We start from the raw sequence: 10,794 nt of genomic DNA on the forward strand, positions 1-10,794 counted from the left end.
CGCCGCCGGACCCCGTGTCCGGCGGCGCGGCGGGATCGCCTGGCTCGGCCTCACCCCGTTCGCCGCGTACGCGCTGCTCTTCCTCGCCGTCCCCGCGGTGATCGCGACCGGCAGCGGCTTCTTCTCCGCCACGGGGGCGTTCACGTTCGCCAACCTCGCCGCGTTCGCCGACCCCTCGGTGCTCCGTGCCTTCGGTGGGTCCTTCGCGTTGTCCGCCGTCTCCGCCGTGATCGGAGCGGTCATCGGTGCGATCGTGTGCTGGGCGCTCGCCGCGCTCCGGCCCGACGGCCTCGTCCGCTCGATGATCGACTCCGCCGCGAGCGTCCTCGCCCAGTTCGGCGGTGTCATGCTCGCGTTCGCGTTCATCGCCACGATCGGCGCGCAGGGACTCGTCACGACGTGGTTGGTCTCCGTCCTCCACATCGACCTCAACGCCGGCGGCACCTTCCTGTACACCGTCCCCGGGCTCGTCATCCCCTACGTCTACTTCCAGGTACCACTCATGGTCCTCACGTTCATGCCCGCCCTCGAGGGCGTCAAGACCCAGTGGGGCGAAGCCGCCGCCACGCTCGGTGCCTCCCGTGCGACCTACTGGCGCCGCATCGGTCTGCCCGTGCTCGCTCCGGCGTTCTGGGGATCGCTGCTGCTGCTCTTCGCGAACGGGTTCTCGTCGTTCGCCACCGCGGCGGCACTGATCTCGCAGGGCGGGATCGTGCCGCTCACCATCCGCGCGCAGCTCACGAGCGAGACGATCATCGGTCTGCAGAACGTCGCCGGGGTCCTCGCCTTCGGCATGGTGGTCGTGATGGCCGTCGTGATGGGTGCGTACTCGCTGCTGCAGCGTCGGGCAGCGAGGTGGCAGCGATGAGCGCGGTCGCCGGCGGACGCGCGGCCGGCCAGCGGAGGCCAGGAGGCACGCCTCGCCTCGGTCGCTTCGGCGTCGCCCCGTCACGGGTCACCGCCGCGATCGTGCTCGTCGTGGTCGGACTCGTGTTCGCCGTCCCGCTCGTCGCCCTCGCGCAGTTCACCTTCCGCCAGGGGACGGACGGCAGCCTGACGCTCGCGCACTACGCCGCGCTCGTCGACCCGGTGAACGCTGCGACCTACCAGCCGGTCTTCGACGGCCTCGGGGCCTCGCTGCTCATCGCGCTCATCACCGTGGGGATCGTGCTGCTCGTGCTGCTGCCGGCCCAGATCATCACGGCCCTGCGGTACCCGCGGCTCCGCTGGCTCCTCGAGTTCGTGTGCATCGTGCCGATCACCGTCCCCGTGGTCGTCCTCGTCGTCGGGTTCATCCCGGTGTACCAGGTCGTCGCGCAGGTGTTCGGCTCGGACGCGTGGACGCTGTCGTTCGCGATCGGCATCGTCTCGCTGCCCTTCGCGTTCCGCCCCATCGCGGCGGCGATCACCGCGATGGACATGACGGTGCTCTCCGAGGCCGCCCGGTCGCTCGGCGCCTCGTGGTGGACCGTCACGTGGCGGGTGCTCCTGCCGAACCTCCGCCGCGGCATCACCGCCGCCTGCTTCCTGACCATCACCGTGGTCCTCGGCGAGTACACCCTCGCCGCGTTCCTCTCCCGCACGACGTTCCAGACGGCGCTCCTGCTCGTGCAGTCGACCGACCCGTACGTCGCCGCGATCCTCTCGCTGGGCGCACTCGTCTTCGGATTCGTGCTGCTCGTCGTCATCGGCCGGGTCGGCTCGCGCCGTCCCCGTGCCCCGAAGGAGTCCGCATGACCGTCACCGCCCCCGCCGCCCCGGCATCGCTCGCCACCGACGGTGCGACCGTCGAACTGGACGGCGTCGAGAAGCACTACGGCGCGCACCGCGCCCTCGCCGGTCTGTCCCTCCGCATCGAACCCGGCGAGTTCGTCTCGCTGCTCGGTCCCTCCGGCTGCGGCAAGACGACCGCGCTCCGGGCGCTCGCCGGCCTCGAGGCCGTCGACGCCGGCTCCATCCGCATCGACGGCGTCGACGTCGCGGGCACCCCGGTGGACAAGCGGGACATCGGCATGGTGTTCCAGCAGTACTCGCTGTTCCCGCACATGACCGTGCGGCAGAACGTCGCGTTCGGCCTGGAGATGCGCCGGGTCCCCGCCGCCGCCCGCCGCGAGCAGGTGGTCGACGCGCTCGACATGGTGCACCTTGCCGAGTTCGCCGACCGGTACCCGCACCAGCTCTCCGGCGGCCAGCAGCAGCGTGTCGCGCTCGCTCGAGCCCTGGTGACCCGCCCCCGCGTCCTCCTGCTCGACGAACCGCTGTCGGCACTCGACGCCAAGGTGCGGGTGTCCCTGCGCGACGAGATCCGCCGCATCCAGAGGGACCTCGGGATCACGACCGTGTTCGTCACGCACGACCAGGAGGAGGCGCTCGCCGTCTCCGACCGCATCGCCGTGATGAACTCCGGCGACATCGAGCAGGTCGGCACGCCCGAGGAGCTCTACCGTTCTCCGTCCTCGGCCTTCACGGCGGACTTCGTCGGGCAGTCGAACCGGCTCCGTGGGGACCTGCGTGGAGGCGACGTCTTCGTCTACGGCTTCAGCGTCCCGGCGCTCGACGCGTCGGTGTCGGACGGCCCGGTGCTCGCCTACGTCCGACCGGAGGACGTCGCCTTCGCCGCCGACGGTGTCACCGGCACCGTCGTCGCCTCGAGCTTCCTCGGGTCGATCCGGCGCACCACGGTCCGGCTCGACGACGACACCGTCGTGACCGTGCAGCACGAGGTCGGCGACCGCCGCACGGCCGGTGACGCCGTCGCCGTGCGCCTGCTCGGTGCGCCCGTGGCGGTCGCCCCGCTCGCGTAGCGGCTGAGGCCACGCCGTCCCTGCCGCGAAAGCGACATCGTGCTGCCGGGCCGTGTCGTCCCTCCCACGAAAGCGACAGATTCCCGTGAGCGGATCGCTGCGATCTGTCGCTTTCGCGGGGCGGGAGAGACGAGTGACGTCGGACGGGAGGCGCGGGTCGGGCTGGCACTCCTCCCTCGCAGGCTCGGTCGGCGCGCCCCGCGTGACGCTGGCGCGTCACCGCTCAGCGGGGCGCGCTCCCGTCCGGTGGTCAGCGCTGGAAGCGCGTGGCCGGGTCGTCGGACAGGGCCGCCTCGATCCGCGCCCGCATGGTCGCCGGCATCTCCGGCAGCGCGTCGAGCCGTGCCCAGAACGCCTCGGTGTTCTCGCCGTCGGCGGGGAACGGCTCTCCGGAGACGTACCGGCAGGCGAACACCAGGTCGAGGTACTGCGCCCGGTCGCCGTTCGGGTAGGTCATCTCGGGCAGCACCTGCACCCACGCGAGGCGTTCGGCGACCGCGACGACGTCGGCTTCCTCGAGCACCTCGCGCTCGGCGGCGACGGCTGGCTCCTCACCGGGGTCGACGATGCCGGTGACCGGGGTGAGCGCGTGGGTGTCGGCCCGGCGCACGACCAGGAGTTCGCGGTCCGCACCCTCGCCGCGCGTCACGACGGCGGTGACCCCGGTGAGCCACAGCGGGTCGTTCCCGATCTTCGAGCGGAGGGACAGGACGAAGTCAGGCGTGGGCATGCCGCCACGCTACCGACACGGCCCTGTCGCGGACTGGTCATGACCAGTAGGCTGTCGTCGTGGAGATCATCATCCTGCCCACGCCGGCTGAGGTCGGTCGCGTCGCCGCGGCCAAGATCGCCTCCGTCGTCGCGAAGAAGCCGTCCGCCGTCATCGGTGTCGCCACCGGATCCAGCCCGCAGGGCATCTACGCCGACCTGCAGCGTCGCGTCGACGCGGGAGAGATCTCGTTCGCCGAGGCCCGTGCGTTCGCCCTCGACGAGTACGTCGGCATCCCGCTCGAGCACCCCGAGTCCTACGCGTCGGTCATCCAGCGCGACGTCATCGGTCCGCTCGGGTTCGAGCCCTCCCGCGTCCGGGTCCCGGACGGTCGCGCGTCCGACCTCGAGTTCGCGGCGAAGGAGTACGACGCCGCGATCCGTGCCGCCGGCGGTGTCGACGTGCAGATCCTCGGCATCGGGGCCAACGGGCACATCGGGTTCAACGAGCCGACGTCCTCGTTCGCGTCCCGCACCCGCATCAAGACCCTCGCCCCGTCCACGCGCGAGGCCAACGCCCGCTTCTTCGACAGCCTCGACCAGGTCCCGACGCACTGCATGACGCAGGGGCTCGGCACCATCCTCGACGCCCGTGAGCTCGTCCTGGTCGCGCAGGGCTCGTCGAAGGCCGCCGCCGTGGCCGCCGCGGTCGAGGGGCCGCTGTCGTCGTTCGTCCCCGGGTCTGCGCTGCAGCTGCACGAGCACGCGACCGTCGTCGTCGACGAGGAAGCCGCGGCCGGGCTCACGCTCGCGGACTACTACAAGTACACGTACGCGAACAAGCCGGCCTGGCAGCTGTTCGAGTGAGCCCCCCGCTCAGTCGCCCGCACGTCGCGCCCACGCGGTGTGCAGGCGGCTGAGTCCCTCGTCGAGGGTCTCGGCGGAGCACCCGAAGTTGAGTCGCGCGAACCCGACGCCCTGGCGTCCGAAGTCCGGGCCGCTGCCGAGCGCGACCTTCGCCTCGTCGACGAGCAGCCCTGCGGGGTCGTCGCCCCACGGCAGCGCCCGTAGGTCGAGCCACGCCAGGTACGACGCCTGCGGTTGCCGGTACCCGCTGCCGGGCAGCACGTCGCCGAGTCGCTCGGCCAACGTGCGGCGGTTCGCCGCGAGCTCGGCCAGCAGGGACGCGAGCCAGGGGCCGCCCTCGCTGAACGCCGCGACGCTCGCGGTGTAGCCGAGGATCCCCGTGCGCTCGACGACCTCGCCGGGCATGCCGTCGAACCAGTCGCGGGCACGGCCTCCGGCGCCGACCATCAGGGCGCACTTCGTCCCGGCGAGGTTCCACGCCTTGCTCGCGCTCGTCAGGGCGACACCGAGCTCCGCCGCCTCGGGACACGAGTCGAGGAAGGGCGTGAACGACGCGTCCGCGTGCACGAGCGGAGCGTGGATCTCGTCCGAGACGACGACGGCGTCCCACTCGGCGGCGAGCCGGGCGAGGGCGGCGAGGTCCGCGCGGGAGTGGACGAGCCCGAGGGGGTTGTGCGGGTTGCAGAGCAGCACGGTGCGGGCCCCGTCGGCGAAGGATCGGGCGATGCCGTCGAGGTCCATCCGCCACCCGGCCGTCGTGTCGAACCGGTCGGCGGTGCCCTCGGGGGCGAGCAGCGGGACCTCGGTCACCGAGCCACCGGCCTCGGCGACGTACTCCCAGAACGGCGGGTACACGGGCGGCATGATGACGACCTGGTCACCGGGCTGGATCACCCGGCGGAGCGTCTCCACCGCCGCTACCGAGACGTCGGTGGTGGTCCGGACGAGGTCGGGGTCGACGCGCCAGCCCCACCGGGACTCGGCGAAGTCGGCGAACGCCTCGGGGAGCGCTCGACCGTGCCCGACGTACCCGGTGTCACCGTTCGTGACCGCGGTCACGAGGGCGTCCCGAACGGGTTCGGCGAGTGTGCTGTCCATCTCGGCGACGAACATCGGCAGCACGTCCGGCGGGTAGGCCGTGTACTTCTCGCTGGTGCGGGTGCGGTGCGCATCGAAGACGGAGACCATGACGCTCATGGGGCCATCCTCGCAGCGCTCCGGTGCCGGCGCACCGCACGCCGCTCCGGACGAGATCGGCAGATCTGCCGATGCGGGACGGCTGCCGCGCGACGTCGAATGGAGTCCTCCCCGGGAGCCGACGCGGACCCTTGCGTGGTCCGGTCACCCGGACTCGACGACGAGAGGACGAGACCATGAAGGCGGTTGTCTACGAGGGCCCGCACGAGGTACGGGTGCAGGAGGTCCCGGACGCTCGGATCGAGCGACCGACCGACGCGCTGGTCCGGATCACGACGACGAACATCTGCGGTTCCGACCTGCACATGTACGAGGGGCGGACGGACTTCGAGCACGGCCGGTGGTTCGGGCACGAGAACATGGGCGAGGTGATCGAGGTCGGCGCCGGGGTCGACAAGGTCGCGGTGGGTGACCGGGTCGTCCTGCCGTTCAACGTCGCCTGCGGCCACTGCAAGAACTGCGAGCGCGGGCTGACGAACTACTGCCTGACGGCACAGCCCGACCCCGCGATGGCCGGGGCGGCGTACGGCTTCGCCGACATGGGTCCGTGGGCCGGTGGTCAGGCCGAACTCCTGCGGGTGCCGTGGGCCGACTTCAACTGTCTGCGCCTCGGCGAGGACGCCGACGAGCGGGCGAACGACTACGTGATGCTCGCGGACATCTTCCCCACGGGCTACCACGCCACCGAACTCGCGGGCGTGCAGCCCGGTGACCAGACCGTCATCTACGGCGCCGGGCCAGTCGGGCTGATGGCCGCTCTGTCGGCCACGATCCGCGGGGCGAGCAAGGTCATGGTCGTCGACCGGCATCCCGACCGTCTGCGCCTCGCGGAGTCGATCGGCGCGATCGCGATCGACGACTCCGCGGTGGACCCCGTCCAGGCGGTGCTCGACGAAACGATGGGACTCGGGGCGGACAACGGCTGCGAGTGCGTCGGCTACCAGGCGCACGACCCGGACGGCACGGAACAGCCGAACCTCACCATGAACCGCCTGGTCGGATCGGTGCGGTTCACCGGCCGGATCGGCAGCGTCGGGGTGTTCGTGCCGCAGGACCCCGGCGGTCCTGACGACCTCGCGAAGCAGGGGCAGATCGCCTTCGACTACGGCACGTTCTGGTTCAAGGGCCAGCACATCGGCAGCGGCCAGGCACCGGTCAAGCGGTACAACCGGCAGCTGCGCGACCTCATCGTGGCGGGCAAGGCCACCCCGTCGTTCATCGTGAGTCACGAGCTCTCGCTGGACGACGCCCCCGACGCGTACCGGCACTTCGATGCGCGGGACGACGGATGGACGAAGGTCGTCCTCAAGCCCGGACAGGGCGCCTGATGGCGGCGGGGTCGGCCCGGAGGGGTCACCGAGACGATCGGACCGACCCCGGACCCGGTGGCAGCAACGCCGAACCGGATCGCCGGCGGCGCCGGGAGTACCGCTGGCGTGTCAACAGCCTGTGGGCGGTCCCGGTCCTCTGCATCGCGGCAGGGTGCGGGATCGCCTGCGTCACCCTGGCCGTGGACGGCCGCCTCGGGTACGACGCGGTGCCCGGCCACCCACTCGGCACCGCCACCGCGGTGCAGACCATCCTGAGCACCGCCGCGTCGGCGATGCTCACCCTGACGACGGTCGTCCTGACGGTCCTGACGCTCGGCGTGCAGCTGGCGATGCAGCAGTTCTCGCCGCGCATCGTCCGGGCGCTCCTGTCCGACGGCAGGAGCCAGCTCGCGCACGGGCTCTTCGCCGCGACCTTCCTGTTCTGCATGGTCGGTGTCGCCGCGGTGCACGACACCGCCGGGACCGGACACCAGGTCCCGATCGTGACGGTCACCGTCGCCTACCTGCTCCTGCTCGCCAGCCTGCTCGTGCTCGTCGCCTACGTGCACCACGCCGGGCAGTCCCTGCGGGTCGCCGGTCTGGTCGACCTCGTCGGGGACAACCTCCAGCGCGAGATCGACCGCTCCTTCGCGCAGGAGGTGCGACCGGAGCGGACGCCGGGCATGCTCACCGCCGACGAGTCGGGTGTGGTCGTCATGCTCGACGTCGACCTGCTGGTCGACGGGGCGCGGCGGTCGCACGAGTGCCTGGAGATGCTCGTCGCAGTCGGCGACTTCGTCCCGCGCGGTGCCCTGCTCGCGCGACGTCGCGGCGGTCACGGCGACGATGACCAGGCTCTGCGGCGGGGGATCCTGCTCGACAACGAACGCAGCCACGTCGGTGACGCGGCCTACGGGCTGCGGAAGCTCACCGAGGTGGCGCAGCGCAGCATCGCCAGCGGGCCGCACGACGACCCGGGGACGGCGGTGCAGGCCATCGACCGGATCCACGACGCGGTGCGCCAGCTCAGCACCCGCCGGATGCCTGCCACGCACCACCACGACGCGGACGGTGTCCTCCGGCTCGTCACCCGAGAGCTCACGTGGGAGGGGTACGTGGCGGTCGCGTTCGACGAACTCGTCCCACTGAGCAGCTCGTCACGGTTCGTCACCCGGCGACTCCTGGCGGCGTTCGACGACCTGATCGCCGTCGCACCGGCGGACCGACGACCCGCGATCGTGCAGCAGCGCCAGCGCCTCGTCCGCGATGCCGAGCAACACCACGTCCCACTGGTCCCCGACCGCCAGGGCCTCGGCTCGGGCGACGACGTCTCGACCCCGCCGGTCCGCGTGATGCCCGGTCAGCACGACGGCGCCGACGGCGCCACGTAGAGGCCCTCGCGCTGCGCACGGACGGCTGCGTGGGTCCGCGACGGCGACGACAGCTTGAGGAGGATGTGCTCGACGTGGGTCGCGATCGTCCTCGACGTCACGACGAGCGCGCGTGCGATCTGGTCGTTGGAGGACCCGTCGAGCATGTGCCCGAGGACCTCGAGCTCGCGCCCCGTCAGACCCCGCAGGTCGGGCGGCGGGGACAGCACCACGACGCCGTGCACGCCGCCCACCGATCCGGCCGAGAACCTGAACACCGTCACCCGGACGTGGCCGTGGGTCCCGTCGGGTCGGTCGTGCGGCCACAGGAAGGCCGTCGGCGACGTCCACGACGTCGGCTGGTCGCGGACGGCGGAGAGCAGGCCGGACCGTCGACCGAGCAGGCCCTCCGGGGACCCGATCAGGCCCGGCAACGGGGTGACGGTGCCGTCGTCGCCGAGGACGACGCCGGCGAAGGCGCCGTCCACCAGCCACCCGACCGCAGCGACGGACGCGAGCGGGTCGTGGCCGCTGCCGACCAGCACCGAGGCCCACGCGCCGTCGAACCCCACGAGCCGGGGCGCCGCCATCAGCGGCGCACCCGGACCCGAGGGCGTCGGCCCGGGATCAGGAGCCGGGTCGGAACACCGCGCGGACGCACCCGTCCTCCTTCGCCTTGAACATGTCGTAGCCGCGGGGACCGTCCTCGAGCGGGAGCACGTGCGTCGCGAGGTGCGCGGTGCTGATCTCCCCGGCTGCGATGCGGTCGAGGATCATCGGGATGTACCGGTGACCGTGCTGCTGGGCGCCGCGCACCGTCATCCCCTTGTTCATGATCGCGCCGAACGGGAACTTGTCGACGAGTCCGCCGAACACCCCGAGCGAGAACAGACTGCCGCCCTTCCGGCAGGCGTAGATCGCCTCGCGGAGGGCCGTCGGCCGGTCGGACTCGAGCCGGAGCTGCTGCTTCACCTGGTCGTAGAGGTGCAGCGGCCCCGTGCCGTGCGCCTCCATCCCGACGGCCTCGATGCAGACGTCCGGACCTCGGCCGCCGGTCCGTTCCTTGAGCTCGGCGGGGACGTCGTCGTCGGTGTAGTCGATGGTCTCCGCACCGATGTGCTCACGGACCTGCCCCAGTCGCTCGGGGAGCCGGTCGATGACGACGACCTGTTCCGCTCCCAGCAGCATCGCCGCACGCGCCGCCATCTGGCCGACACCGCCGGCGCCCCACACCGCGACCGTGTCACCCGGGGTGATGCCGGCGAGGTCCGCGCCCGTCCAGCCGGTCGGCGCGGCATCCGACGCGAACAGCGCCGCGGTGTCGGACACGCCCTCGGGGACGGTGAAGGCACCCTGGTCGGCGTAGGGCACGCGGACGTACTCCGCGTGGCTGCCCGCGAACCCACCGAGGGCGTGGCTGTACGCGAAGCACCCGCCGATCGGGGAACCCCACATCGCCTCGGTCAGCCCCGGGTTGGGGTTCCCGTTGTCGCACAGCGAGAACTGTCCGTGCGTGCAGTACCAGCACTGCCCGCAGGCGATGAACGAGCAGACGACGACCCGGTCGCCCACCTTGTGCTTCTGAACGGCCTTCCCGGTCTCGACGACCTCGCCCATGAACTCGTGGCCGAGGACGTCGCCCGCGCGCATCGTCGGGATGTACCCGCCGAGCAGGTGCAGGTCGGATCCGCACGTCGTGCTCAGACCGACCTTGAGGATCACGTCGTGGTCGTTGAGGATCGCCGGGTCGTCGACCCGCTCGACCGCGGTCTCGTTGACCCCGGTCCAACACAGCGCCTTCACAGGAGGCCTCCTTCGTTGCTGCGTGCGGATGCGATGTCGACGAGCAGACCCGTCGGCGTCGCCGTCCGTCGTCCGTGCGGGGTCGGGTCGACGCGGAGCACCTCACCGACCTCGATCTGTTGCTTCGCCGCGCGGAGTGCCGCGCGGAGCCGTCCGCGCTCTTCGTCACCCGCTCCGCGCGCGTGCCCGGACCGGAACCGGGCCCGGAGCTCGCTGCCCTTGTCGCCGGGAGCCGGCCGGGCCTCGACCTCGACCGCGGCGCCGAACGACGCGAGCGGAGCCGGGATGCGACCGGACGGGAGGACGTCGTCGACGCCTCGGTTCACCGTGACGGCGAGCCACCCGGACCGCGCGGCAGCGGGTCGTCCCGCACCCTGGCCGCGGTCGCGGAGCCGCCGCCGGACGACGACGACCGCGGTCGTCCCGGCGAGGGCGACGAGGCCGAACCTCAGCGCGCGCATCGTGGCCACCGCGGTGCCTGCGTGCGTGTGGCTGGGCTGCGCCAGCCGGACCTGTCGAGGGGTGTTGCACTCATGCTCGGCCTCCTTGAAGGCATCGATGCGGATCAACCGGACGCGAGAGTCGGTCGACGGTGCCCGCCAGAGCGGGCCGGACCGGTCCTCGTCCCGCCCGACACTGCGCCGGGCGCGCTCCGCCCCGGTTCGAGGTTGTCCGGCTCACGCGAGCGCGCCGACGAGCGCAGGCGCCGGCGAGCGCAGGCGCCGGCGAGCGCAG

Annotated in this window: 11 protein-coding genes; 6 read left to right on the plus strand and 5 right to left on the minus strand. The window is 72.0% G+C overall.

The window, feature by feature from the left end:
* The 3 genes from Q7F20_RS15900 to Q7F20_RS15910 all read left to right on the plus strand — a co-directional run.
* A partial coding sequence (locus tag Q7F20_RS15900) for an ABC transporter permease (RefSeq protein WP_370871709.1) occupies nucleotides 1–868 on the plus strand: 868 nt, incomplete at its 5' end.
* The gene (locus Q7F20_RS15905) at nucleotides 865–1,737 is read left to right on the plus strand and encodes an ABC transporter permease (RefSeq protein WP_305741043.1); all 873 of its coding nucleotides are present in this window, start codon (nucleotides 865–867) and stop codon (nucleotides 1,735–1,737) included. The genes Q7F20_RS15900 and Q7F20_RS15905, both read left to right, overlap by 4 nt.
* The gene (locus Q7F20_RS15910) at nucleotides 1,734–2,804 is read left to right on the plus strand and encodes an ABC transporter ATP-binding protein (RefSeq protein WP_305741044.1); all 1,071 of its coding nucleotides are present in this window, start codon (nucleotides 1,734–1,736) and stop codon (nucleotides 2,802–2,804) included. Before Q7F20_RS15905 ends, Q7F20_RS15910 begins: the two co-directional genes overlap by 4 nt.
* 250 nt (nucleotides 2,805–3,054) lie before the next feature.
* Here the strand turns inward: Q7F20_RS15910 and Q7F20_RS15915 are convergent, their stop codons facing one another.
* Nucleotides 3,055–3,534, minus strand: coding sequence for an NUDIX domain-containing protein (locus Q7F20_RS15915; RefSeq protein WP_305741045.1), 480 nt, complete (start codon nucleotides 3,532–3,534; stop codon nucleotides 3,055–3,057).
* A 59-nt stretch (nucleotides 3,535–3,593) separates the two neighbouring features.
* Between Q7F20_RS15915 and nagB the strand changes: the two genes are divergently transcribed.
* Complete coding sequence (nagB, locus tag Q7F20_RS15920) at nucleotides 3,594–4,379, plus strand: glucosamine-6-phosphate deaminase (protein WP_305741046.1); 786 nt, start codon at nucleotides 3,594–3,596, stop codon at nucleotides 4,377–4,379.
* Between the two features lie 9 nt (nucleotides 4,380–4,388).
* On the opposite strand, the gene Q7F20_RS15925 is transcribed toward nagB, so the two are convergent.
* Nucleotides 4,389–5,576: a MalY/PatB family protein gene (locus Q7F20_RS15925; protein WP_305741047.1), complete on the minus strand. Its 1,188-nt coding sequence runs from the start codon at nucleotides 5,574–5,576 to the stop codon at nucleotides 4,389–4,391.
* 176 nt (nucleotides 5,577–5,752) lie between these two features.
* Here Q7F20_RS15925 and Q7F20_RS15930 point away from each other — a divergent pair, with 176 nt between their 5' ends.
* Both Q7F20_RS15930 and Q7F20_RS15935 read left to right on the plus strand, forming a co-directional pair.
* Nucleotides 5,753–6,904 carry a glutathione-independent formaldehyde dehydrogenase gene (locus Q7F20_RS15930; RefSeq protein WP_305741048.1) on the plus strand — a complete coding sequence of 384 codons (1,152 nt, stop codon included), beginning with the start codon at nucleotides 5,753–5,755 and terminating at the stop codon, nucleotides 6,902–6,904.
* Complete coding sequence (locus tag Q7F20_RS15935) at nucleotides 6,904–8,277, plus strand: DUF2254 domain-containing protein (RefSeq protein ID WP_305741049.1); 1,374 nt, start codon at nucleotides 6,904–6,906, stop codon at nucleotides 8,275–8,277. Before Q7F20_RS15930 ends, Q7F20_RS15935 begins: the two co-directional genes overlap by 1 nt.
* Here Q7F20_RS15935 and Q7F20_RS15940 read toward each other — a convergent pair.
* From Q7F20_RS15940 to Q7F20_RS15950, 3 genes are read right to left on the minus strand one after another with little or no spacing between them, the layout of a single operon-like run.
* Entirely contained in the window at nucleotides 8,247–8,846 is a 600-nt protein-coding gene (locus Q7F20_RS15940) for a helix-turn-helix transcriptional regulator (RefSeq protein ID WP_305741050.1), read from the minus strand. The two genes, Q7F20_RS15935 and Q7F20_RS15940, sit on opposite strands and share 31 nt — an antisense overlap.
* 37 nt (nucleotides 8,847–8,883) lie before the next feature.
* Complete coding sequence (locus Q7F20_RS15945; protein WP_305741051.1) at nucleotides 8,884–10,059, minus strand: zinc-dependent alcohol dehydrogenase; 1,176 nt, start codon at nucleotides 10,057–10,059, stop codon at nucleotides 8,884–8,886.
* Nucleotides 10,056–10,520 carry a hypothetical protein gene (locus Q7F20_RS15950; protein WP_370871710.1) on the minus strand — a complete coding sequence of 155 codons (465 nt, stop codon included), beginning with the start codon at nucleotides 10,518–10,520 and terminating at the stop codon, nucleotides 10,056–10,058. Before Q7F20_RS15950 ends, Q7F20_RS15945 begins: the two co-directional genes overlap by 4 nt.
* Nucleotides 10,521–10,794 lie beyond the last annotated feature (274 nt).

Source organism: Curtobacterium sp. A7_M15 (genome assembly GCF_030705415.1).
GTDB lineage: Bacteria > Actinomycetota > Actinomycetes > Actinomycetales > Microbacteriaceae > Curtobacterium.

Excerpts from the sequence above, each read along its gene's own strand:
- Q7F20_RS15935 (WP_305741049.1), top strand. The coding sequence starts at position 6,904 with ATGGCGGCGGGGTCGGCCCGGAGGGGTCACCGAGACGATCGGACCGAC.
- Q7F20_RS15910 (WP_305741044.1), top strand. The coding sequence starts at position 1,734 with ATGACCGTCACCGCCCCCGCCGCCCCGGCATCGCTCGCCACCGACGGT.
- Q7F20_RS15915 (WP_305741045.1), bottom strand. The coding sequence starts at position 3,534 with ATGCCCACGCCTGACTTCGTCCTGTCCCTCCGCTCGAAGATCGGGAAC.
- Q7F20_RS15925 (WP_305741047.1), bottom strand. The coding sequence starts at position 5,576 with ATGAGCGTCATGGTCTCCGTCTTCGATGCGCACCGCACCCGCACCAGC.
- Q7F20_RS15940 (WP_305741050.1), bottom strand. The coding sequence starts at position 8,846 with ATGGCGGCGCCCCGGCTCGTGGGGTTCGACGGCGCGTGGGCCTCGGTG.
- Q7F20_RS15950 (WP_370871710.1), bottom strand. The coding sequence starts at position 10,520 with ATGCGCGCGCTGAGGTTCGGCCTCGTCGCCCTCGCCGGGACGACCGCG.
- Q7F20_RS15930 (WP_305741048.1), top strand. The coding sequence starts at position 5,753 with ATGAAGGCGGTTGTCTACGAGGGCCCGCACGAGGTACGGGTGCAGGAG.
- Q7F20_RS15905 (WP_305741043.1), top strand. The coding sequence starts at position 865 with ATGAGCGCGGTCGCCGGCGGACGCGCGGCCGGCCAGCGGAGGCCAGGA.